At 66.9% G+C, this 22150-nt stretch carries 22 protein-coding genes; 6 read left to right on the plus strand and 16 right to left on the minus strand.

Annotated elements, in window-relative coordinates; genetic code table 11:
• The 16 genes from cheD to fliE form a co-directional block, all read right to left on the minus strand.
• On the minus strand, positions 1 to 684 hold the full coding sequence (gene cheD / locus H7F35_RS03860) for a chemoreceptor glutamine deamidase CheD (RefSeq protein ID WP_187111656.1): 684 nt from the start codon (positions 682 to 684) through the stop codon (positions 1 to 3).
• Entirely contained in the window at positions 681 to 1514 is an 834-nt protein-coding gene (locus tag H7F35_RS03865) for a CheR family methyltransferase (RefSeq protein WP_261803515.1), read from the minus strand. The genes cheD and H7F35_RS03865 overlap by 4 nt, the downstream gene beginning before the upstream one ends.
• A 90-nt stretch (positions 1515 to 1604) precedes the next feature.
• Positions 1605 to 2933: an EAL and HDOD domain-containing protein gene (locus H7F35_RS03870; protein ID WP_187111658.1), complete on the minus strand. Its 1329-nt coding sequence runs from the start codon at positions 2931 to 2933 to the stop codon at positions 1605 to 1607.
• 22 nt (positions 2934 to 2955) lie between these two features.
• The gene (cheA, locus tag H7F35_RS03875; protein WP_187111659.1) at positions 2956 to 5013 is read right to left on the minus strand and encodes a chemotaxis protein CheA; all 2058 of its coding nucleotides are present in this window, start codon (positions 5011 to 5013) and stop codon (positions 2956 to 2958) included.
• A 52-nt stretch (positions 5014 to 5065) separates the two neighbouring features.
• Positions 5066 to 6016 (minus strand): flagellar motor protein MotB, encoded by a 951-nt coding sequence (gene motB, locus H7F35_RS03880; RefSeq protein WP_187111660.1) that lies wholly within the window; start codon positions 6014 to 6016, stop codon positions 5066 to 5068.
• 42 nt (positions 6017 to 6058) lie between these two features.
• Complete coding sequence (gene motA / locus H7F35_RS03885; protein ID WP_187111661.1) at positions 6059 to 6919, minus strand: flagellar motor stator protein MotA; 861 nt, start codon at positions 6917 to 6919, stop codon at positions 6059 to 6061.
• 63 nt (positions 6920 to 6982) lie between these two features.
• A complete protein-coding gene (gene flhC / locus H7F35_RS03890) occupies positions 6983 to 7570 on the minus strand; it encodes a flagellar transcriptional regulator FlhC (RefSeq protein ID WP_187111662.1) in 588 nt (195 codons plus the stop codon).
• Positions 7567 to 7953, minus strand: coding sequence for a flagellar transcriptional regulator FlhD (gene flhD / locus H7F35_RS03895; RefSeq protein WP_261803516.1), 387 nt, complete (start codon positions 7951 to 7953; stop codon positions 7567 to 7569). The genes flhC and flhD overlap by 4 nt, the downstream gene beginning before the upstream one ends.
• A gap of 322 nt (positions 7954 to 8275) precedes the next feature.
• Positions 8276 to 8584, minus strand: a complete 309-nt coding sequence (locus H7F35_RS03900) for an EscU/YscU/HrcU family type III secretion system export apparatus switch protein (RefSeq protein ID WP_187111663.1) — start codon at positions 8582 to 8584, stop codon at positions 8276 to 8278.
• Positions 8581 to 9891, minus strand: a complete 1311-nt coding sequence (locus H7F35_RS03905) for a flagellar hook-length control protein FliK (RefSeq protein WP_187111664.1) — start codon at positions 9889 to 9891, stop codon at positions 8581 to 8583. Before H7F35_RS03905 ends, H7F35_RS03900 begins: the two co-directional genes overlap by 4 nt.
• A 19-nt stretch (positions 9892 to 9910) precedes the next feature.
• Positions 9911 to 10243: a flagellar protein FliT gene (locus tag H7F35_RS03910; RefSeq protein ID WP_261803517.1), complete on the minus strand. Its 333-nt coding sequence runs from the start codon at positions 10241 to 10243 to the stop codon at positions 9911 to 9913.
• Positions 10244 to 10273: 30 nt separating this feature from the next.
• Complete coding sequence (fliS, locus tag H7F35_RS03915; RefSeq protein WP_187111665.1) at positions 10274 to 10693, minus strand: flagellar export chaperone FliS; 420 nt, start codon at positions 10691 to 10693, stop codon at positions 10274 to 10276.
• Between the two features lie 27 nt (positions 10694 to 10720).
• Complete coding sequence (fliD, locus tag H7F35_RS03920) at positions 10721 to 12160, minus strand: flagellar filament capping protein FliD (protein ID WP_187111666.1); 1440 nt, start codon at positions 12158 to 12160, stop codon at positions 10721 to 10723.
• 55 nt (positions 12161 to 12215) lie between these two features.
• Positions 12216 to 12560, minus strand: a complete 345-nt coding sequence (locus H7F35_RS03925) for a flagellar protein FlaG (protein ID WP_187111667.1) — start codon at positions 12558 to 12560, stop codon at positions 12216 to 12218.
• Between the two features lie 182 nt (positions 12561 to 12742).
• The gene (locus H7F35_RS03930) at positions 12743 to 14395 is read right to left on the minus strand and encodes a flagellin (RefSeq protein ID WP_187111668.1); all 1653 of its coding nucleotides are present in this window, start codon (positions 14393 to 14395) and stop codon (positions 12743 to 12745) included.
• Between the two features lie 179 nt (positions 14396 to 14574).
• Positions 14575 to 14892, minus strand: coding sequence for a flagellar hook-basal body complex protein FliE (gene fliE / locus H7F35_RS03935; RefSeq protein WP_261803518.1), 318 nt, complete (start codon positions 14890 to 14892; stop codon positions 14575 to 14577).
• 294 nt (positions 14893 to 15186) lie between these two features.
• On the opposite strand from fliE, the gene fliF reads away from it, so the two are divergent.
• From fliF to H7F35_RS03965, 6 genes are read left to right on the plus strand one after another with little or no spacing between them, the layout of a single operon-like run.
• A complete protein-coding gene (fliF, locus tag H7F35_RS03940) occupies positions 15187 to 16920 on the plus strand; it encodes a flagellar basal-body MS-ring/collar protein FliF (protein WP_187111669.1) in 1734 nt (577 codons plus the stop codon).
• Positions 16913 to 17911 carry a flagellar motor switch protein FliG gene (fliG, locus tag H7F35_RS03945; RefSeq protein WP_187111670.1) on the plus strand — a complete coding sequence of 333 codons (999 nt, stop codon included), beginning with the start codon at positions 16913 to 16915 and terminating at the stop codon, positions 17909 to 17911. The genes fliF and fliG overlap by 8 nt, the downstream gene beginning before the upstream one ends.
• A complete protein-coding gene (fliH, locus tag H7F35_RS03950; protein ID WP_187111671.1) occupies positions 17898 to 18695 on the plus strand; it encodes a flagellar assembly protein FliH in 798 nt (265 codons plus the stop codon). The genes fliG and fliH overlap by 14 nt, the downstream gene beginning before the upstream one ends.
• Before the next feature lie 6 nt (positions 18696 to 18701).
• Entirely contained in the window at positions 18702 to 20144 is a 1443-nt protein-coding gene (fliI, locus tag H7F35_RS03955) for a flagellar protein export ATPase FliI (protein WP_187111672.1), read from the plus strand.
• Entirely contained in the window at positions 20141 to 20596 is a 456-nt protein-coding gene (gene fliJ / locus H7F35_RS03960; RefSeq protein WP_187111673.1) for a flagellar export protein FliJ, read from the plus strand. Before fliI ends, fliJ begins: the two co-directional genes overlap by 4 nt.
• 16 nt (positions 20597 to 20612) lie before the next feature.
• Complete coding sequence (locus H7F35_RS03965) at positions 20613 to 22022, plus strand: flagellar hook-length control protein FliK (RefSeq protein WP_187111674.1); 1410 nt, start codon at positions 20613 to 20615, stop codon at positions 22020 to 22022.
• Positions 22023 to 22150 lie beyond the last annotated feature (128 nt).

The raw sequence follows: 22150 nt of genomic DNA on the forward strand, positions 1-22150 counted from the left end.
TCACCGGCTTCCTTTGTTTCCTGCCGCGGGCACCATGCGGGCCGCCACGACATTGCTTGTTGTTGTTCTTTCCGCCTCGGGTGATGCGCGCTGGCCCGACAGCCTGCGCAGCAGCTCGCCCTCTTCACGCTGGATCGACTGCACTTCGGTCTGCGCGCGCAGCTTGCGCACGATGGCCTTGCCGGTGGCCGGCAGAAAGCACACGCGGCGCGCGTGCGGGCCGCGCAGGTCTTGCGCCGCCACCTCGATGCGCTCGGCGCGCAGGTAGCGCAGCACGAAGTCGGCATTGCGGTCGCCGATGTTCAGCGTGGTCATGTTGGCCAGCACCGCACCGCCGCCGAACACCTTGGCCCGCAGCCGGTCGCGGCGTGCGCCCGCGCGCACCAGTTCGCGGATCAGCACGTCCATGGCGTAGGTGCCGTAGCGCATCGACTCGGCCGGATCGCGCGTGCCGGGTTCGCCGTCGTCGGGCAGCATGAAGTGGTTCATGCCCGCCACACCGGCTTCCACGTCGTGCAGGCAGGCGGCCACGCACGAGCCGAGCACGGTGCTCAGCACGGTGTCGTTGGCGGTCACGTAGTACTCGGAGGGCAGCAGCTTGACGGCCATGAAGCCGACATCGCGATCGAAGTAATGGTGGCTGGCCACCGAGTCGGGCGCGGCTGCGTTCGACGCTGCCGTCATGGCACACCCGATGCGCGTGTGCGCGACAGCTCGTACACCGTCTGGCCGAGCGACTTGAAGGCCTGGTTGACGAGCGACGCGTTCTCGGAATGCCCGGCGAACAACAGGCCGTTGGTCTTGAGCAGCGGCGCGAAGCGGTCGAGCACCTTCTTTTGCGTCGGCTTGTCGAAGTAGATCATCACGTTGCGGCAGAAGATCGCGTCGACGGGCTCCTTCACCGACCACGAGGTGTCGAGAAGGTTGAGCCGCGAGAACTTGACGAGCGCCGCGACTTCGGGGCGCACGCGTACCTTGCCGGCATTCGCGCCCGTGCCCTTGTTGAAGAAGCGCCGCAGCCGCTCGGGCGACATGCGCGCGACCTGCTCGGTGGTGAACACGCCAGCCGAGGCCTTGGCCAGCACGGCGGTGTCGATGTCGGTGGCGATCACGCGGGCCGAACCCGCGCGCTCACCAAGCGCCTCCATCAGCGTGATGGCGATCGAATAGGGCTCTTCCCCCGTCGAGGCCGCCGCGCACCACACGGTGATCGGCTGCGGCATCTTGCGCACGTGCTCGGCCAGCGCGGGAAAGTGATGCGCCTCGCGGAAGAACGAGGTCAGGTTGGTGGTGAGCGAGTTGATGAACAACTGCCACTCCTGCCCGTCGTGACTGGCTTCGAGCAAGTCCAGATAGGTCGTGAACTCCGGGAGCTGAAGCTCCCGCAGGCGACGCGAGAGCCGGCTGTACACCATCTGCCGCTTCTGCTCGCCCAGGGCAATGCCAGCACGGTGATGAATGAGGGTCCGGATTCTGGAGAAGTCGTTGTCGGTAAAAAGGAACTCAGTAGTCACAGCCAGCCTGGAAGCATGGCTTTCAATGTACATAGCGGGCGCCGTTTCCAATGGCCCGATCAGACGCGCAAAAGCCCTGCACTTCCGGGGTCATGCGGCAGCATCCGTGGTGGCCGGGCTCGCATCGAGCGACCACACGAGCGCCGCCAGTTGCGCCGCATTGACCTGCGACGCACCGAGGAACAGCGCCTCCGACAGACGCGGCGCGCGGCCGTCGTCCATCTCGCAGCTTTCGGCCAACGCGACGAAGGGGCCATAGAGGCCGCTGCGCGACAGGATGGCCTGCTGCACCGCCTCGGTAAGCTGCACCTTGCGCAGCACGCCTTCCATCGACACGCCCAGCAACTGGTCGAGCAGCGAGAACATGCCGGCCACGAACAGGTTGTCGGATTCGCTGGCCGGCAGCATGCCCTGCCCCATCAGCTCGACGAAACGGCCACGCAGGATGGCCTTCTTCATCATGAAGGGCGAGCTGGCCTTGTTGCTCGTGGCCAGCAGCAGCGACAGCCAGCGGTACAGCGGCGAGTAGCCCAGCATGGCCACCGCGTGGCGCAGCGAATGGATCTCCACCGCCATGCCGACCGAGGGCGAGTTGATGTAGCGCAGCAGGCGGTAGGTGAGCGCAGCGTCGTGCTTGAGGGCGCCTTCGATGGCACGCACGTCTTCGTTGCGCTGGATCATCTGCATCAGCTTCACGATCAGCAGCGACTCGGGCTGCAGCGCGTCCTCGGCTTCCTTCACTGGCGGATTGCGGAACGCACCGTCGACAAAAACATTCACGCGGCGCGCGGCGCAGGCGTCGAACTGTGCCCAGTTGTCCACGCGCGGCGCGATCAGTTCGACCGCGGGATGGCCCAGTTGCACCTCGTTCTGCAGCCGCGCCACGATGGCGGCGTCGCCCGCGTTCACCTCGACGTGGGTGACGATGGCGCGCAGTTCGGCGTCGTCCGGCAACGCCGGTGCGCCGCACAGCATGAAGCCGAAACCCTGCTCGCGCAGGAACAGCAGGATGGAGCGCATGTCCGCGTCCATCAGGTCGTCGGCGCCCATGCACAGCACCACGTTCTGCGCCGGCAGCGACTGCAGCTCGCTCTGGAACAGCGCGTCGACCGTCACGTCGACGAACAGCATCTGCGAGCCGAGCAGCCATCCCTTGCCTTCGGGGTTCAGGTGCAGGGCCAGCGTGTCCATGAGCGCCTTGACGCCGGCACCCGCGTGGGCACCGGGCGCTGCTTCGCCCGCGGCGCGCCAGGCCATGCGGTAGCCGATGACGCGGCGCTGCCCATCGAGCAGCATGGCGTAGGCCACCTGGCCATTGGCGCCCGCGTCGCTCAGCACATGCGAAGCGGCCGCGCCGGTGCCCAAGCCATCGGGCACGGCGTCCCCGGACCCGGAGCGTCGGAAGAAATCGAACCTCATGCGGCGGTCTCCGTCGGAATTCTCACAGGGCGACGGCGTCCGTCCTCCGGGCGGCACCCGCCAGGGCTGCCGTGCTCGCAGCCTGTGCGCGCTGGATGCGCGGCATCGCGCCCACGTCGATGATGAAAGCCACGCTGCCATCGCCCAGGATGGTCGCGGCCGAGATGCCCGGCACCTTGCGGTAGTTGGTCTCCAGGTTCTTCACTACCACCTGGTGCTGGCCGAGCAGTTCGTCCACCATCAGCGCGAAGCGGCTGTCGTCGGCCTGCACGATCACCAGAATGCCCTGCGTGGGATGGGTCTGCGCGCCGGCCACGTCGAACACGCGGTGCAGCTCGATCAGCGGCAGGTACTCGCCGCGCACGCGGATCACATGGCCGTCGGCGGTGATCGAATGCAGGTGCTCCGGCAACGGCTGCAGCGACTCGATCACGTAACTCAGCGGCAGGATGTAGGCCTCGTCACCCACCTTGACCGACATGCCGTTCAGGATGGCGAGTGTCAGCGGCAGCACGATGCGCGTGGTGGTGCCCTGCCCGCCGCGCGAATGGATCTCGACGTGGCCGCCCATCTCCTGGATGTTGCGCTTGACCACGTCCATGCCGACGCCACGGCCCGAGATGTCGGTGATCTGCTCGGCGGTGGAAAAGCCGGGCGCGAAGATCAGTTGCCACACCTCTTCGTCGGGCATCGTTTCACTCACCGCCATGCCCTGCTGCATGGCCTTGGCGAGGATGCGTTCGCGGTTCAGGCCCGCGCCGTCGTCGCTGACCTCGATCACGATGTTGCCGCCATGGTGTTGCGCCGAGAGCAGCAGTTGGCCGGTGGCGTCCTTGCCCTTGGCCAGGCGCACTTCGGGGGTCTCGATGCCGTGGTCCAGGCTGTTGCGCACCAGGTGCGTGAGCGGGTCGACGATGCGTTCGATCAAGCCCTTGTCGAGTTCGGTTTCCTTGCCGTAGGTGTCCAGGCGCACCTGCTTGCCGAGCTTGGCGCTGACATCGCGGATCACGCGCGGGAAGCGGCTGAATACGTAGTCCATCGGCATCATGCGGATGGACATCACCGATTCTTGCAGGTCGCGCGCATTGCGCTCCAGGTGGCCCAGGCCACTCAGGAAACGCTCGTAGGCCACCGGATCGAGCATGGTCGCGGCCTGCGTGAGCATCGACTGCGTGATGACGAGTTCGCCCACCAGATTGATGAGCTGGTCGACCTTCTCGACGTCGACGCGGATGGAGCTGGACTCCTTGGCGCCGGGGGCTGCTGCGGCGGCCGCCGGTGCGGCTGCTGCTTGCACTGGGGCGGCGGCGACCGGCGCCTTGGCGGGTTCCTCGGCAACCACCACAGGTGCGGGTGCGGGCGCCGCCACGGGCGTCTCGGCCTCGGCGACTTCGCGCGTGATGTCGATCTGCGACTCGTCGATGACGAAGCAGCACACGGCAACGATGTCGTCGGGGTCGCAGGTGGTTTCGAGCATCACCGTGAACTGGTCGTTGCTGCGCGTGCGCGACAGGACCTTGCCCAGGTTGGTCAGCTCGCCGGCAAGCAGCTCGCATTCGCTGTCGGACAGGCGTGCGAAGCGGATGCGCAGCACGCCGTCGCCTCCACCGCTGGCGGCGACCGGTGCCGCAGCGACCGGGGCGGCCACCGGCGCGGGCACAGGTGCCGCCGCAGGGGCCGCCGCGCTTTCAGCGCCGCTCTCCAGTGCCAGTTGGTGAAGCACGCCACAGATGTGCGCGACCATTTCAGGATCCGGCTCCTTGCCGGCCTGGTAGGCGGTGAGTTGTTCTTGCAAGGCGTCCTTCGTTTCCAGAAAGGCATCGATCATCGAACCGCTCAGGCGCAGTTGCCCGTGGCGGGCCCTGTCCAGAAGCGTTTCGAGCACGTGCGTGGTGTTGGTCAAGGCGGTGAAACCGAACGTCGCCGCGCCACCCTTGATCGAGTGCGCCGCGCGGAAGATGGCGTTGAGCTGCTCGCTGTCCGGCGCCTCGACGTCGAGGTCGAGCAGCAACTGCTCCATCTCCGCCAGAAGCTCGATGGCTTCGACGAAGAAGGCCTGGGTGAATTGACTGAGGTCCATCTGGTTGCTCCGGGGCCGGCGCGCTGGCGTGGCCACTTGGGTGTTGTCGTTGTTATTCCGCCGCGACGGTTGCCTTGGGCGCCACCGGCTTCGCGGCTTCGCTGGAGACACGGGCGGCACCGGCACCAGCGTTCGTCGCGGACGGCAGGCCGCCCACGCGCGTGACACCGGCGTCGTTGCTGTTTTCCCGCTCGATGCGCTCCTGCGTGCGATGGTTCAGCAGGATGATGCTGATGCGGCGATTGATGGGGTTGCGCGGATCGGCCCGGTCCAGGTGCATGCTGTCGGCCAGGCCGATCACGCGCAGCACCTTGTCTTCGGTCATGCCGCCGACCACCAGCTCGCGCCGAGAGGCATTGGCGCGGTCGGCCGACAGTTCCCAGTTGCCGTAGGAACGGTCGTTGGTGTAGACGATGGCGTCGGTGTGACCCGACAGCGTGAGCTTGTTCGGCAGGCCATTGAGCGCGGGCGCCAGCTCGCGCAGGATGGCGCGCATGTGCGGCACCACGCGGGCGCTGGCCAGCTCGAACATCGGGCGGTTCTCGCTGTCCACGATCTGCAGGCGCAGGCCCTCGGTCGTGATGTCGATCAATATCTGCGAGCGGAACTGCTGGAACACCGGGCTCTTCTCGATCAACTCGTCCAGCTTCTTCTTCATCTCGACCAGGCGGCTGGCGTCGGCCTCGTCCTCGCTGGCCGTCTCGGTGTGCTTGACCTCGCCCTCGACATGCATCACGTCGGCGCCGCCGCCCGGGATCATGCTGGTGCTCAGGCTGCTCTTGTCACCGCCGGCCATCGCAACGCGCAGCGGCATGCGAAAGTGCTCGGCAATGCCTTCGCGCTGCTTGGGGCTCGAAATCGACAGCAGCCACATGACGAGGAAGAACGCCATCATGGCCGTCATGAAGTCGGCATAGGCGATCTTCCAGCCGCCGCCATGATGGGCGCCGCCGCCCGCCTTGTGGACGTGCTTGATGATGATCCGGGGCTTGCCTTCGCTCATGGTCGCTTGCTCGTTCGCTGTTTCACTCGACGCGCGGAGGCATCAGCGCGCCTTGACTTCCCGGACGTGGTCGTCCAGCTCGGTGAAGGAAGGACGCTCGGTCGAGAACAGCACCTTGCGGCCGAACTCCACGGCCAGTTGCGGCGCGTAGCCGTTCAGGCTGGCGAGCAGCGTGACCTTGGCGCACTGGTAGATCTTCATGCCCTCTTCCACCTTCTGCTCGATCAGCGAGGCCAGCGGCGACACGAAGCCGTAGGCCAGCAGCACGCCCAGGAAGGTGCCGACCATCGCGTGCGCGATCAGCGCGCCCATCTCGGAAGGCGGCAGGTTGGCGGAGGCCAGCGCATGCACCACGCCCATCACGGCGGCGACGATGCCCAGCGCGGGCAGTGCGTCGCCCACGCGCGAGAGGCTGTGGCCGGGCACGGCGGCCTCGTGGCGGATGGTCTCGATCTCGTGGTCCATCAGGGCCTCGATCTCGTGCGCGTCGGTGTTGCCGCTGATCACCAGTCGCAGGTAGTCGCACAGGAAGACGGTGATGCCCTCGTGCGCCATGATGCTCGGGTAGCGGCCGAAGATCTCGCTCTGGGCCGGGTCCTCGACGTCGGACTCCAGCTTCATCATGCCTTCCTTGCGGGCCTTCGCGAGCAGCTCGTACAGCAGCGCCAGCAGGTCCATGTAGAGCTGGCGGTTGTGCTTGGAGGAGCGCAGCAGCAGCGGCAGTTCCTTGATGGTCGCCTTGATGGTCTTGCCGTTGTTGCCCGCGATGAACGCGCCGAGCGCGGAGCCGCCGATCATGAGCAACTCCACCGGTTGGAACAGGACGCCGAAGTGCCCGCCCATGAGGCCGTAGCCACCAAAGACCGCACCGATCACCACGAGATATCCAACCAGAACCAGCACGCGCTTCCCCTATGCCCTGAGGCGTCAAATCAAAAACCCCGCACCGGAGCGCGAGGCACTTCCCTAGACAGCGCCGCCGATGTCCAGCACCGGCGCCACGGAGATCAGGCCGCCACGGCGCACTTCCAGCACCTTGGGCTTGCGTGCCTTGCCCGCGCGCGAAGGCGGACGACAGAGCACGCACACGTAGCCGTTCTTGTTGTCGTGCGCATGGGCCACGAAGTGGCCGCCGCAGCGGCTGCAGGTGCTCAGTTGCAGCATGTCGCTGTCGAAGAACCGCACCATGGTCTCGGCGCGGGTGAAGTCGAGCACGACCTCGCCACCCTGCGACTCGACCTGCTCCGAATAAAGGCGGTAGGCCTTGATGAGTGCGGGCAGCTCGCTCTCGTCGGCTTCGTCGAGCATGAAGCGGTAGATGTTGTAGAACATCGACGAGTGGATGTTGGCCAGCCAGGTCATGTACCAGTCGGTAGAAAACGGCAGCAGGCCCTTGGGCGGCGAGACGCCCTTGAGTTCCTTGTACAGGCGGATCAGGCGTTCCCGGCTCAGTTGCACTGCGGCTTCCAGGAACTGGAGGCGCGCCCCCAGCCCGATCAGTTGGACGGCAAGCTGAACCTGCCGGACCTCGCCCAGAACGCTTTTGCGAGTCATGCAGCCGCCGCGCCAGCTTCACGCAGTTGCGCCTGCCTTTGCGCCTGTCGCGCAGTCATCAGGATCGACATGTGCGCCTGCTGCAGCGCGGGCTCCTTGCCCTCGCCGACCACCGCGAACATCGGCCGATCATCCAGCCGGAAGCTGCACAACAGGAAATTGGAGGCGGCCAGTTTCACGATCTGGCTGAGCGACATGTTCGCCAGCAAATCGGCCAGCTCGCGCCCTACGCCCAATCGAAACATGGCCTCCGCCCGGTCCTGTTTCACCAGCTTCTGTGCAAGCAGCATATAGGCCAGATTAATCTCGCCGATTTCCCTCGAAATCACGCCGCTTGCGTTGACATTGCAATTTTCCATGCTCATTTCCATTTCCGATTCCATGTCCACTCCGCGTTTCAATCAATCGTGTATACATTATATACACAAAGTTTTACACTTTGAAGACTTTGTCATGCTATCGGTGAAAAAACGTAGGATGAATCTGACACCGTGAAGACTTCTCTCCTATGAGAGCGCTCCTCGAAGCTCGATGCGAGTGAATCCCATCCGCGAAATTAGTTGTTACAGATAACCTTTTTGGATGGGAATTTATACGCCGCCAAAATTGAATTGATAAAGACTATTGACCCTCTTTACATATCGATCAATGGCGATTGTTTCAACTTTCCGATGATTCATTACTTTGAATAGAACCACCGGTTATTTAATGCACCGGCCGGCCTGCGCCGATGGTGGTTGGAATTGCAGCCTTTTCTTCCAGGCCATAGATCCACGCCATCACTTCGGCGACCGCCAGATAGAGCTGCGGCGGGATCTGCTGATCGAGATCCACCTGCATCAACAGCTTCACCAGGTCGGCTGACGAGTGCACATAGAGCCCGTTCTCTCGGGCCTCCCGCATGATCGATTCGGCCACCACGCCATAGCCCTTGGCCACGACCACCGGAGCCTTGGTCTTGTCCGCGTACGAGAGCGCGATCGCGCTGTTGCGGTTGTCCAGGGCGTCGCTCATGCGTGCGCCTTCGCCATGACCTGCACCTGCTGAAGCTGGAGGCCGGCCGCCTCGAAGCGCTGCGCGAGCTGGCCGGCATCGCCACGCATGCGAGCCATGGTGGACGCCTGGCTCGCGGACAGATGCGCCTGCATCGTCGGGCCGCTCACGCTCAGGCGCAGATCGACTTCGCCCAGTCGCGGCAGCACCAACGACACCGTGGTCGACCAGCGCCGCTGGCTCTCTTCGTCGGCGCCCGCGCCACTGCGAGCATCGGACTTCGCTTGTTGTTGTTCTTCTTCGATCGACCACGCCATCGGCACCTCGGGCCAGGCCTGACCGCTCCAGCGGAAGGCGGCGCTGGCCAGCAGGTCGAGTTGCTGGTGCACGAGCGTGACGGCCTGCGGATGAATCACCTCGCCACGCACTGCCTGTGCAACGGCCGGGCTGTCCGCCAGACGGGTGTTCTCGTTCGCACGGTGCGCCGGCATCGAATCCAGCACGTTACCGGACGATGCGGTTTCGGGCTGGCGGTAGGCCGCCTGAACACGTGCCGCGTCGGAAGAAGAAACCTGCTCTGCATTCGGCGCCGTGTTTGCGGCGGGCGATGCCGCAAGGCCCTGCGTCGACGCATTGCCGGGCGCAGCCTGCGGCGCGGTCGCATGCATTGCCGCGCGCGGCGCCTGGCCTGCAGCACTGTCGTCCGGTGCCGATGCAAAGGGCTGTTGTGCAACGCCGGCCTGCAACGCATCCTGCAGCGCGGCCGACCCGAGCGCCTGTGCAAACGCTTGCGGCACCGCCGCCGTAGCAACAGCAGCCTGTGCGGCAACAGGCGTCGCCCAGCGTGCCTGCGGCTCGCGTGCCATCTGCGCCAGGGTGCGCGTGCCCGTCGCGAACTCCGCCAGGTGCGACTCATAGAACAGCCCGCTGCCCGACACCGTCTGCGCCAGCGCGCCGGCCAGCGCCGGGGCACTCGCGGGTTGCCGCGAAGGCCACAGCGGCGCAGCACCGCGCACCGGTCCCGGCTCCGCCTGCAGATCCGCCAGCACCGCACCGATCACACGTGCCGCTATCGACAACTGCGTCGCCACCGAGGGCGGCGCGCCCGTGCCGGGCTGCGCCACGCCGCCGCCGCCCGACACCGCGCCCGGCAGTTGCCGGTCGAGCGCCGCATTGGAAGGCAACCGCACATCGTTGGCGAGCTTGCCGATGCCGAGCGCCGCGCCGGGCGCGCCGATGGTGGCTTCAGGCTTGATGCCCAGCACGTCGAGCCGCGGCGTCAGCCTCGCGGCCAGCAGCGCATCGATCAATCCGGTCAGTCCACTCATGGTTGCGGCATCCGGTCAGTCAGTGCGTCGGCCCGTAGGCCTTGCCCAGGTTCTTCTGCTGATGGAGATGCCCCATCCTGCCAAGGAGGTCGTCGATCTGCGGCTTGATCAGGCCGGACACTTCGGCCTGCTCCACGCGGATGCGGTCGATCAGGCGCAGCACCATCTCGACCTGCGTCGCGTCCAGCGCCTCCTGCGGCTCGATGAGCTTCAACTTGTCGACGAGCGCCGAGCACCGGGACTCCAGCTCCGGCAGCCGACCCCATTCCTTGGCGCGTGCCAGCACCAGCATCAACGAGATGCTGGAGGCAAGCTCCTCGTAGCAATGAACGACCTCACTCTGGACTAACATTTTTTCCTGTCTTCAATAGCGACCCGCGCATCAGCCGCGGGCCCGGCCGTCGATCTCCCGCCATGCGGAAGCAATGTTCTCGAGCAACGCGTCGGCCTCGTCCAGCGCCTGCACGTCGTTGTGCAGGTTGGCGCGAAACAGCCGCTGCACGATGTAGTCGTACAGCGCCGACAGGTTGCCCACGAGCTCGGCGCCGGCATCGCCGGCCGCCGTGGCGTCGAGCCCGGCCTTCAGGCCGTTGTCCACGATGCCGATGGCCTTCGAGATGGCGTTGCCCTTGGCTTCGCCCTCGCCCGCCACCATGTGATGCCGGGCCATGCCGATGGCGGTCTTGGCGCCGTCGAAAAGCATGACGATGAGCTGGTGCGGCGACGCGCTCATCACGCTGGTTTCCACGCCGACGCGCGCGTACGCGCCAGCGCCGGTGCGAAAGTTGTGAGGGGTGTACATCGGCTGTGGCTCCAGGTCTTCGTCTTGTTACTTCGTGCCCGACATCGCGTTGAACTGCTGCGTGAGGTAGGTCTTCGTGTTGTTCATGCTGTTGATCAGCACGTCGAGCTGGTTGAACTGCTTGCGGTAGCGGTCGACCGTGGCGTCCACGCGCAATTGCGCGGCGTCGTACTGGGTGTCGAGCGCCTTGATCGTCGACGTCACGCCGTCGCTGGCCACCTTCAGTGCACCGGCGTTCAGGTCGGTCACGATCGCGTCCAGCTGCTTGCCGTAGCCGCCCTGGCTGTCGGCAGCGCTCGAGAAGAGGTTCCCCACGCCCTTCAGGTTGGTGGCCAGGGCCTTGTCGAGCTTGTCGTTGTCCACCGCCAGGGTGCCGTCCCGCTGGAACGACACGCCGATCTCGGTGAGCACCTTCATGTCGTTCGGGCCGCCGTCCTGCGGCGCGGTCAGCGCCTGGCGGATGCGCACCTGCAGGTTGCGCAGCGTGGTGTCGCCGACCAGCGCGGCGGCGGTCTTGGTGTTGGCGTCGTAGGCCGTCAGCGTCTTGGCCGTGCTCTGCAGGGTGTTGTAGGCCTTCACGAAATCCGTGATCGCCGTCTTCACGCCGGCCGTATTTTCCTTGAGCGACAGGCCGGTCTTGCCGGTGTTCACCAGCGTCAGCGTGGCGCCCTGGATGGCGTCCTTGACGGTGTTGGTCGCGCTGGTGACGTCGATGCCGTTGACGTTGAGCTGCGCGTTCTGCGCGGCCGCCGTCTGCTTCAGGTTCTGCGTGCCGGACGGGTCGTTGGACAGCAGGTTCTTCAGCCCCGCGTCGCCGTCGACCGAGATCCGCATGCTCGACTTCTCGCCGGTCTGCGCAGACGTCAACACCAGCCGGTTGGGCGTGCCGCTGCCATCGTTCACGATGGTGGCCGTCACGCCGGCCTTGGCGTCGTTGATCGCGTTGCGAATGCCCTCCAGCGTGTTGTTGGTGGGGTTGATGGTGATCGGCTTGGCGACCTGGCTCGTGTCCTGCGTGAACGTGGCGCCGGTGTACTGGCCGGTCACGGCATCGAGCTTTCCGCCGGTGACGGTGCCGAAGTCGATGGTGATCGTGCCGTTGCCGATCGCGGTCTTGGTGTTCGCCTGGCCGCCGCTGATGACGGTCTGTGCCTGCGCGAGCTGCTTCACGTCGATGGTGTAGTTGCCGGCCGCGCTGACGTCGGTGGCGGATGCGGACAGGATGCCGCTGACCGTCGGCGTGCCGACCACGTTCTGGAACAGCGCCGGGTCGCCCAGCTTCTTGGCGGCGGCCTGCAGCGTGCTGAGCGCGCCCTGGATCGTGCCGTAGGCCGAGAGCTTGCTGGTGTAGCTCTTGGCGCGCGCCTGCAGTGCCACGAGCGGCTGGCTCTCGGCGGTCTCGAGTTGCTTGAGCAAGTCGGCAAGGTTGAGGTTGGAGCCGACGCCGAGGCTGCTGATCGTTGCCATGTGAGTGTTTTCCTGAATGAGGGGTGCTGCTGCAATTGAAGAATCGGGTGCGACCTCAGGCCGCGTGGTCCACCAGCAGACCCTTGCCTTCGCTCATCAGCTTCGCGATGCGCAAGACGTCTTCATTCGGGATCTGGCGGATGACCTCGCCGCTGGTGCGGTCGATCACCTTGACGATGAGCTTGTCGGTGTCCTTGTCGACCTCGAACTGCATCCCGACTTCGCGCAGTGCAAGGGCCGTGTTCACCTGGCGCACGGCCTGCTCGAGCTGCACCGGCGTTGCCTCTTCCCGGGCTTCGTCCTTCGCGCCGGCCACCACGCCGCCGCGCGAGCCCGTCCCCAGGGCGCCACCGACGAGCATCTGCGTCCAATGGCTGTCCTTCGCGGGGATTGCTGGCACGGGGTTCGACATCATTTCCACCTTTTGTTGTGTTCGCTGTCCTCTGCAGCCTTGCCATCGGGCATGGCCGCAGAGGACAGCGCAGGCAGTCCCGGCTTGCGTCCGGGGACCTGCGCCCGCCGGACACCCACCCTTGCGGGAGGGCGCCGGCGTTTCTTTCGCTACTGGCTAGACCTTGTCGATCAACGCAGGAGCGACAGCACGCCTTGCGTGGTCTGGTTGGCTTGCGACAGCACCGAGGTACCTGCTTGTTGCAGGATCTGGGCGCGCGTCATGTTCGACACTTCGACCGCGTAGTCGGCGTCCTGGATGCGCGAGCGCGACGACGACAGGTTGGTCACCGTGGTGCCCAGGTTCGAGATCACCGAGTCGAAACGGTTTTGCACCGCGCCCAGCGAGCTGCGCAGCTGGTCGACCTTCGACAGGGCGGCGTCCAGTGCCTTCAGCGGATCGATCGTTGCCTTGCCTGCGCCAACGGCCTTGTCCGTCAGGCTTCCGGCCTTGTTCGAGTCGGCATACACGATGCTGCCGCTGGTGGTCGTGATGTTGCCGTTGGCGTTGACGTTGATCGTCTCGGCGGCAACCTTCGTCAGGCCGCTCACGCCCATGAAGCCGTCCGTCTTGCCATTGGCAGCGGCCAGGTTGTACACCGTGGTGCCAGCGCCGGTCTGGTCGATGGTGCCGATCGACGAGTTGATCTTGGCAGTCACGAGGCCAGCCGAAGCCTTCTCGCCGGCAACGTCGAACGTAGCGGCAACGCCGGTGCCCGGGGTGTTGACCGTGTACTTGGCGCCCGTGGCGGCGAACGTGATGGAGTCACCGGCGGCCTTCATGCCGTTGGTGCTGTCGACCAGGTTGGCCAGGGTTGCGGCCACCGGTGCGCCAGCGCCGGTCTTGGTCAGGTTGCCGGTTGCATCGAGGTACAGGGCCGAGTTGTCGCCAGCATCGGTCAGAGCACCGTTGCTGTCGATCTTGACGTTCATCGACTGCGAGCCGAGCTTGACGGTGGCGGTCACCGTGGTGCCGGCAGCCGGCGTCAGCGCGGCGAGCGTGTTGGTCGCGGTACGGGCCGTTTCAGCAACGGTGTAATCCTTGCTGGTGGCGCTGTACGTGTACGTGGAACCGCCGATGACGACCTTGCCGCCGTCCTTCATGCCGGCCAGCACGTCGTTGGCCGATGCGCCGTTGGCAGCAGCCGTGAGCGTGCGGGTGTACGGCGTCACGCCGCCAGCAACTGGCTGCTTGGCGAAGCCGGCGATCAGCAGGTCGGATTCGGTCGCGGTCTTGTTCTTCGCGCCGGTGTTGTTGACGTTGAAGCCGTCCAGGCCCAGGGTCTTGGCGCTGATTTCCTTCAGGTCGATGTCGATGGTTTCGCCATCGTTCGCACCGACTTGCACGGTCAGCTTGCCGGCGTCGGCCGACAGAACCTTCACGCCGTTGAACTGGGTTTGTTCCGAGACGCGGTTGATTTCGTCCAGGCGCAGGGTGATTTCACCCTGGATCGAGTCCAGGTCGGTCGACGAGTTCGTGCCGGTGGCGGCTTGCACCGACAGTTCGCGGATGCGTTGCAGGTTGTTGTTGACTTCGGTCAGCGCGCCTTCGGTCGTTTGAGCGATCGAGATGCCGTCGTTGGCGTTGCGCGTTGCTTGCGTCAGGCCCTTGATGTTGGCGGTGAAGCGGTTGGCGATGGCCTGGCCGGCTGCGTCGTCCTTGGCGCTGTTGATGCGCATGCCGGAGGACAGGCGCTCGATGGCGCTGTTCAGAGCCGATTGCGACTTCGTGAGGTTGTTCTGCGTGAGCAGCGAAAGAGAATTGGTATTAATGACTGATGCCATTTTCGACTCCTGGTTTACGAAGGTTGTGGTAACCGGCACTAGGCCGTAACGCTGGACCCGCTCCTGCTGTCAGACTCAAGCCATCGTTGATTTGGTTATCGGCCGGAGCTTTCAAACATTTAGGGCGGCGTACAAAAAAGTTCCATGTACGGCGGCCCACACCACAACCCCCACCCGCATCAAGCCTGCAGGTTCATCACTTCCTGATAGGCCGTCACCAGGCGGTTGCGCACCTGCAGCCCGGTCTGGAAGGCCACGTTGGCCTTCTGCAGGTCGACCATCACGTCGTTCAGCGCCACGCCGGGCTTGCCCAGCTCGAACGACTCGGCCTGCGCATAGGCGCTTTGCTGCGCGCCGCTGATATTGGCAAGCGAGCGCTTCAGTTCGGCCGCGAACCCCCCCGCCTCGACGGGCGCGCCCGACGCGGGCGCGATGCCGGTGGCGAGCGCGGTGGTGCGCATTTGCTGCAAGACGGATTCGATGGCGTTGATCGACATGAGGAATTCTTTTTTCGTGTGAACACTTCTGCGTGACTTGACATGGAGGGCCCAGACCCTCCGGCTTGCGTGCAGCGTAACAAGGGAAGACCCCGATTCAAGCGCTCAACTGAGGGCAAAAACCCCGGCTGTTCGACCGATCGAATTTCGCGGCGACTGTTGACAATCGTTCGCGAAACGAACAAGCCGCGGACGACATCACCGGCCCCCCGGAATGACATCTCAACACCGAATCCCCTCTCTCACCATGGCGCTGGACCACTGCGGCCCGAAGGCCATGACGAAGGCCAGCCCATGAGCACTGCAGCGCCCGCGGGCAGCCTGCCGGCGGCCAATGGCCTCCCCCCGATCCTGGACCGCATGCGCGCCCAGCCCAAGCTGCCGATGATCATCGGCGCCGCAGCGCTGGTGGCCGCGGCGGCCGCGTTCCTGCTGTGGAGCCGCGCCCCTGACTACAAGGTGCTCTACACCAATGTGTCGGACCGCGACGGCGGCGCGATCATCGCGTCGCTGCAGCAGATGAACGTGCCCTACAAGTTCGCCGAAGGCGGTGGCGCGATCCTGATCGCGGGCGACAAGGTGGCCGAAACGCGCCTGAAGCTCGCGGCCCAGGGCCTGCCCAAGGCCGGCGGCGTCGGCTTCGAACTGATGGACAACCAGAAGTTCGGCACCAGCCAGTTCGCCGAGCAGATCAACTACCAGCGCGGGCTCGAAGGCGAGCTGGCGCGCTCCATCGAGTCGATCGGCACCATCGAGTCGGCGCGCGTGCACCTGGCGCTGCCCAAGCCCTCGCTGTTCGTGCGCGACCAGAAGAAGCCCTCGGCGTCGGTGGTGCTGAGCCTGATGCGCGGGCGCAGCATCGACGAAGGCCAGGTCAGCGCCATCGTCCACATGATTTCCAGCAGCGTGCCCGACCTGGACGCCAAGAGCGTCACCGTGGTCGACCAGCGCGGCAACCTGCTGTCTTCGGCGCGCGGCAGCGACCGCGGGCTGGACGTGAGCCAGCTCAAATATGCGCAGGAGATCGAGGCCGGCTACATCCGCCGCATCGAGGCCATCCTGCAGCCCATCGTCGGCACGACCAACGTGCGCGCGCAGGTCGCGGCCGAGATCGACTTCACGGTGGTCGAGCACACCGACGAGAAGTACAAGCCCAACCAGGACCCGACGCAATCGGCGATCCGCAGCCAGCAGACCAGCGAATCGGCGCAGCACAACGGCGCGCCGCCCGGCGGCGTGCCGGGCGCGCTGTCGAACCAGCCGCCGGTGAACCCGAGCGCGCCGATCGTCGGCCCGCGCGCACCCAATGCGCCGGGCACGCCCCCAGCACCGGGAACGCCGGGCGCACCGGGCGCGCCGGGTGCCACGACGGCATCGACCGCCGCCGCCGCCAACGGCCCGAGCAACACCCGCAAGGACGTCACGACCAACTACGAGCTGGACCGCACCATCCGCCACATCCAGCAAGCCGCTGGCGGCGTGAAGCGCCTGTCGGTGGCCGTGGTGGTGAACAACCGCGATGCGGTGGATGCCGCAGGCAAGACCAGCAACCGCCCGCTGACGCCGGCCGAGCTGGAACAGATCCGCAACCTGGCGAAGGAAGCCATGGGCTTCAGCCAGGAGCGCGGCGACTCGCTCAACGTGGTCAACAGCGCCTTCGCCCGCGACACCGAGGCCGGCCCCGCGCCCGAAGTGCCGTTCTGGCGTGACCGCGAGAACGTGGAGATCGGCAAGACCCTGGGGCAGTACCTGCTCCTGGCCCTCCTGGCGCTCTTCGCCTGGCTCGCCGTGGTGCGTCCGCTGATGCGCCGCCACCTGGCCGACGCAACGCCGCCGCCAGCAACCGTTGCCGCCCCCATCGCCCCGGTCGACGAACCGGGCACGGATGGGCTGTCGCCCGCAGAAAGCCTGCGCGAGCGCGAAGCCAACCGCCAGAAGGCCGACATGGACTACGCCCACCAGATCGCAGACAAAGACCCGAAGCTGGTCGCGACCCTGATCCAGCACTGGATGAACACCAATGACTAGCGAACTCGGAACCCGCAAGGGCGCGATCTTGCTGATGGCGCTGGGCGAAGACCGCGCCGCCGCCGCGCTGCACCAGTTGCCCACCTCCGAGGTGCAGGCGCTGGGCCTGGCCATGTCCAAGCTCACGTCGGTCTCCAAGGAAGAGCTGGCCGCCGTGCTGGCCGAGTTCCGGCAAGAGACCGAACAGCTCTCGGCCCTGCACCTGGGCTCGACCAGCTACATCCGCGCCGTGCTGAAGAAGGCACTGGGCGACGACCGCGCCAGCAACCTGCTCGAAGACATCCTGCAGCCCGACGAGCCGCACGGCGGCATCGAGCGGCTGAACGAACTCGAAGCCAGCGAAGTGGCCGAGCTGATCCGCGACGAGCATCCGCAGATCCTTGCCACGCTGCTGGTGCACCTGGACCGCATGAAGGCGTCCGAAGTGCTGGAGAAGCTGCCCGCGCGCCTGCGCCACGACGTGATCATGCGCGTGGCCACCTTCGGCGGCGTGCAGCCTTCGGCGCTGAACGAGCTGACCGACGTGCTCACCGAAATGCTCGCGGGCCAGGGCCTGCGGCGCAGCCGCCTGGGTGGCGTGCGCACGGCGGCCGAGATCGTCAACCTCATGAGCACCGCGGTGGAAGAAGAAGCCATTGCCCATGTGCGCGAACAGGACGAGGCGCTGGCCCAGCGCATCGTCGACGAGATGTTCGTGTTCGAGAACCTGCTGGGTCTGGAAGACCGCAGCATCCAGCGCCTGCTCAAGGACATCGAGAGCGACTCGCTCATCATCGCGCTCAAGGGCGCGCCGATGGAGCTGCGCGACAAGTTCCTCAACAACATGTCGCAGCGCGCGGCCGAGACCCTGCGCGAAGACATGGAGCTGCGCGGACCGGTGCGCGTGTCGCAGGTCGAGACCGAGCAGAAGGCCATCCTGCAGGTGGCACGCCGCCTTGCGGAAGCCGGCGAAATCGTGATTGCAGCGCCTGGCACCGATGACTTCGTCTGACCCCACCGCCTTCGGCGGATCGCGCGAACGCCTCGCGGCCATCCATGCGGCCGCGCGCCAGGCCACACCCGGCAAGTCCGGCAAGCCAGTGCTCTCGGCCTGGGAACGCTGGGAGATGGGCACGCTCGACGGCAAGACCCCGTCCTCCGCCACGCCGGCATCGCGCAAGGCCGCCGAACGCAACAACAGCGTGCCGGCCGCACCGCCAGCGCCGAAGATCGACCTGGCCGACCTGGCCCGCATCCGCAAGGAAGCGCGCACGAACGGCGAAGCCGAGGGCCGCATCGCGGGCCTGGCCGAAGGCCGCAAGGTAGGCCACACCGAAGGCCTGGCCACCGGCCTTGCCGCGGCCAGCGTGCACGCCGAACGCCTGCGCGCACTGGCCCAGTCGCTGCCCGATGCCCTGCGCCGCGTGGAAGGCGAGCTGGCCGAGGCCGTGCTCGCGCTGGCGCTCGACGTGGCGCGCCAGGTGGTGCATCGCACCTTCCAGGCCGAGCCCGAATGGGTGCTGCCGCTGGTGCGCGACCTGATCAACGCCGAGCCCGCGCTGCGCGGCGAACCGCGCCTGCTGCTGCATCCCGACGATGTGGCGCTGGTCAAGAACAGCCTGGGCCACGAACTCGAAACCGCCGGCTGGCAGGTGCGCCCCGACGACACCATCGCGCGCGGCGGCTGCCGCGTGCAGTCCGCCACCGGCGAGCTGGACGGCAGCCTGCCCACGCGCTGGAAGCGCGTGAGCGCGGCCCTGCGTGGCGATGCCGACGGCGAGGCCGAAGCGGTCTGACCTTCGATGCAGACCACCGACCCCAACCCCCATCTGCAATCCCTGCGGGCCACGCTGGACAAGGCACGCGGCGATGTCGGCCGCTGCACGACCACCACCGCCTCGGGCCGCCTCACGCGCGCCGTCGGCCTGGTGCTCGAAGCCGTGGGCCTGCAACTGCCCGTGGGCAGCGATTGCCTGATCGAGCTGCCACCCGGCCATCCGCAACGCCATGCCGAGGCCGAGGTCGTGGGCTTCGCCGGCGACCGCCTCTTTTTGATGTCGCAGACCGAAGTGGCGGGCCTATTGCCCGGCGCGCGCGTGTTCGCGCGGCCCGGCCTGCTGGAGCCCGGCACGACCGGCGATGCCCATACCAAGCGCCTGCCGGTCGGCGAAGGCATGCTCGGCCGCGTGGTCGATGCGGCCGGGCGCCCGCTCGACGGGCTCGGCCCGCTCGACGTCGCGCGCAAGGTGCCGCTGGCCTCGCCGCCGATCAACCCGCTGTCGCGCGCGGCCATCGACTCGGTGCTCGACGTCGGCGTGCGCGCCATCAACGCGATGCTCACCGTCGGCCGTGGCCAGCGCATGGGCCTGTTCGCCGGCTCCGGCGTGGGCAAGAGCGTGTTGCTGGGCATGATGGCGCGCTACACCAGCGCCGAAGTGATCGTGGTCGGCCTGATCGGCGAACGCGGCCGCGAGGTGAAGGACTTCATCGAGAACACGCTGGGCGAAGAAGGCCTGGCCCGCGCGGTGGTGGTGGCCGCCCCCGCCGACAACTCGCCGCTGCTGCGCCTGCAGGGCGCGGCCTATGCGACCTGCCTGGCCGAGTACTTTCGCGATCAGGGCCGCGACGTGCTGCTCATCATGGATTCGCTCACCCGCTATGCGATGGCGCAGCGCGAGATCGCGCTGGCCGTGGGCGAACCGCCCGCCACCAAGGGCTATCCGCCTTCGGTGTTTGCGCGCCTGCCTGCATTGGTCGAACGCGCCGGCAACGGTGCACGCGACGCGCAGGGCCGGGGCGGCTCGATCACCGCCTTCTACACCGTGCTGTCCGAAGGCGACGACCAGCAGGACCCGATTGCCGACGCGGCGCGCGCCATCCTGGACGGCCACGTGGTGCTCTCGCGCACGCTGGCCGAGGCGGGGCACTACCCCGCCATCGACATCGAGGCCTCGATCAGCCGCGCCATGACCTCGCTGATTTCGCCCGCGCAGTTCGACACCGTGCGCCGCTTCAAGCAGATGCTGTCGCGCTACCAGCGCAACCGCGACCTGATCAGCGTGGGCGCCTACGCGCCCGGCCACGACCTGCAACTGGACCAGGCGATCGCGATGTACCCGCGCATCGAAGCCTTCCTGCAGCAGTCGATGCACGAGCGCACCGACTACACGGATTCCATCGCCCACCTGGACAGCCTGTTCGAGCCCGAGCCACCACGGGTGCAGATGAAGCAAGGACGCATATGAGCAGCAAGCTACCCCTGGACATGCTGATCGACCTGGCGAAGAACCAGACCGACGATGCCGCGCGCCGGCTGGGCGCGCTGCAAAGCGCCCACCTGAGCGCCCGGCAGAAGCTCGACCTGCTGCTGCAGTACCGCCAGGACTATCACGACCAGCTCGACGCGCTGATGCGCGGCGGCCTGCCGTCCTCGCAATGGCGCAACTACCGCAACTTCCTCGGCACGCTGGACGGCGCCATCGAGCAGCAGCGCGCCATTGCCACCCAGACCGAAACCCGGCTCGACCGTGGCCGCACCGACTGGCAGCAGGAAAAGCGCCGCCTCAATTCCTTCGACACCCTCGCCGAGCGCGTGCGCATGCAGGAGCTGATGGTCCAGGCCAAGCGCGAGCAGCGCGACAGCGACGAGCGCTCCGCCCGCAAGTTCTTCGACCGGGCCTCGCACCCGACCCTCTGAATTCCCAGGAATCGACATGCCTCCCATGATCACGCCCTCCGTCACTCCCAACGCCTCCGGCCAGCCGGTGTCGCAGGGCGGCACGCGCAGCCGCAACGCCGACGAGGCGCAGGGCCGCAGCTTCGGCGCCGCGCTCGACCGCTCGCGCAACGGCAACACCGCGAAGGCACAGGACGGGAGCACCGATGTCGCCACCATCGAACGCAAGCCGCTGCGCAAGCCGGAGCCGGCCGAGGACACGAAAGACGCGCTGCCGCCCGACCCGAACCTCGCCTTCCTGGCCACCGCCCACACGCCGCTGCATGCGCTGACCCTCGCCGGGCGCACCGCCGCGCAGGACGGCCGCACGTCGGACGCACCCGGCGTGCCGGTGGCCGCCGGCGTGGCAGCAGACATTCCCGTGGACACCGCCGTGCAGGACGCGCAGGCGAAAACCCCGCCTGGCACGATGCTGGTCGGCGCCGACACGCAGGCCACGCCCGAGGCCGCCTTCGCAGCCAAGGACGTTGCTACCGAAAAGGCTGCTGCACCCGTCGCCCAGAAAGCGCCGCCCGATACCGACGCTGCGCCGGTCGCACCGCCCGCCTCGCTGCAGGACCTCGCCCGCGCCGCCGTGGCCGCGCAGACGGTGGCCGTCGGCAACGCGAAGCCTGCCTCCACGCCTGCCGGCGCTCCCGTCGGCACGGCCGCATCGGGCCGCGCCGGCGCAAGCCGCACCGCCATGAGCGCGACCACCGCCGAGCAGTTGGCGGCTGCCACGCAGCCCAAGGCTGCCGAAGAAGCGAAGTCCGTGGTCGCACCCACGGCCGCCGTGCTGGCTGCCGCAAGCGGTGACCACACGGATGCCACCGCGACCGCAACCCCCGTCGCGCTGCAACAACCCGCCGCCGTCACGACGTCGAGCGAACGCGCGGCCGACGCCTCCGCCACGCGCGGCCCCCTGCACACCATCGCACCCGAAGTCGGCAGCGACAAGTGGGCACCGGCCCTCGGCCAGCAGCTCGCGCGCATGAGCGTCAGCGGCACGCACACGGCAGAGCTGAACCTCAACCCCGCCGGCCTCGGCCCGCTGAAGGTCACGCTGTCGATGGGCGAGAACCAGGCACAGGCCATGTTCGTGTCGGCCCATGAAAGCGTGCGCAAGGCCATCGAAGCCGCGCTGCCGCAGTTGCGCACCAGCCTGTCGGAGCAAGGCATCACGCTGGGCCAGGCCTCGGTCGGCGCGGAAACCCGCCAGCCCTTCGGGCAGGACGCAGCGTTCGCGCAGCAGCAGCAACAACAGCAGCAGAACGCCGCGCGGCAACAGCAAGGCCCCGCCTACCCCGGTGCCGGCCGCATTGCTGCCAGCACGCCGGCCGCGCCTGTCGCCGCCGCACGCACCAGCCTTCCCGGCAACGCGGCCCCAGGAGTCGACACCTTCGCCTGAGGCCCGCGCCCCCTCGCCTCCCCGCCCTGATGGCGCCCCCTCCGGGGCGCCCGGCAATGAACGGATATGAAACGCCTTTGTGCGCTTGTTCGGCCGTTCATTCGCGGGGGACTTCGCAAAGAATAGAT

Source organism: Variovorax sp. PAMC26660, assembly GCF_014302995.1.
Classification (GTDB): Bacteria; Pseudomonadota; Gammaproteobacteria; order Burkholderiales; family Burkholderiaceae_C; genus Variovorax.

What these genes read in the sequence shown, in the direction of transcription:
- H7F35_RS03965 (WP_187111674.1), top strand. Translation starts at nt 20,613, where the DNA reads ATGCCTCCCATGATCACGCCCTCCGTCACTCCCAACGCCTCCGGCCAG.
- H7F35_RS03910 (WP_261803517.1), bottom strand. Translation starts at nt 10,243, where the DNA reads ATGTTAGTCCAGAGTGAGGTCGTTCATTGCTACGAGGAGCTTGCCTCC.
- H7F35_RS03930 (WP_187111668.1), bottom strand. Translation starts at nt 14,395, where the DNA reads ATGGCATCAGTCATTAATACCAATTCTCTTTCGCTGCTCACGCAGAAC.
- H7F35_RS03900 (WP_187111663.1), bottom strand. Translation starts at nt 8,584, where the DNA reads ATGAGCGACGCCCTGGACAACCGCAACAGCGCGATCGCGCTCTCGTAC.
- H7F35_RS03870 (WP_187111658.1), bottom strand. Translation starts at nt 2,933, where the DNA reads ATGAGGTTCGATTTCTTCCGACGCTCCGGGTCCGGGGACGCCGTGCCC.
- motB (WP_187111660.1), bottom strand. Translation starts at nt 6,016, where the DNA reads ATGAGCGAAGGCAAGCCCCGGATCATCATCAAGCACGTCCACAAGGCG.
- H7F35_RS03905 (WP_187111664.1), bottom strand. Translation starts at nt 9,891, where the DNA reads ATGAGTGGACTGACCGGATTGATCGATGCGCTGCTGGCCGCGAGGCTG.
- flhC (WP_187111662.1), bottom strand. Translation starts at nt 7,570, where the DNA reads ATGACTCGCAAAAGCGTTCTGGGCGAGGTCCGGCAGGTTCAGCTTGCC.
- fliH (WP_187111671.1), top strand. Translation starts at nt 17,898, where the DNA reads ATGACTTCGTCTGACCCCACCGCCTTCGGCGGATCGCGCGAACGCCTC.
- fliS (WP_187111665.1), bottom strand. Translation starts at nt 10,693, where the DNA reads ATGTACACCCCTCACAACTTTCGCACCGGCGCTGGCGCGTACGCGCGC.
- fliJ (WP_187111673.1), top strand. Translation starts at nt 20,141, where the DNA reads ATGAGCAGCAAGCTACCCCTGGACATGCTGATCGACCTGGCGAAGAAC.
- fliG (WP_187111670.1), top strand. Translation starts at nt 16,913, where the DNA reads ATGACTAGCGAACTCGGAACCCGCAAGGGCGCGATCTTGCTGATGGCG.
- cheA (WP_187111659.1), bottom strand. Translation starts at nt 5,013, where the DNA reads ATGGACCTCAGTCAATTCACCCAGGCCTTCTTCGTCGAAGCCATCGAG.
- fliD (WP_187111666.1), bottom strand. Translation starts at nt 12,160, where the DNA reads ATGGCAACGATCAGCAGCCTCGGCGTCGGCTCCAACCTCAACCTTGCC.
- fliI (WP_187111672.1), top strand. Translation starts at nt 18,702, where the DNA reads ATGCAGACCACCGACCCCAACCCCCATCTGCAATCCCTGCGGGCCACG.
- cheD (WP_187111656.1), bottom strand. Translation starts at nt 684, where the DNA reads ATGACGGCAGCGTCGAACGCAGCCGCGCCCGACTCGGTGGCCAGCCAC.
- fliF (WP_187111669.1), top strand. Translation starts at nt 15,187, where the DNA reads ATGAGCACTGCAGCGCCCGCGGGCAGCCTGCCGGCGGCCAATGGCCTC.
- fliE (WP_261803518.1), bottom strand. Translation starts at nt 14,892, where the DNA reads ATGTCGATCAACGCCATCGAATCCGTCTTGCAGCAAATGCGCACCACC.
- flhD (WP_261803516.1), bottom strand. Translation starts at nt 7,953, where the DNA reads ATGGAATCGGAAATGGAAATGAGCATGGAAAATTGCAATGTCAACGCA.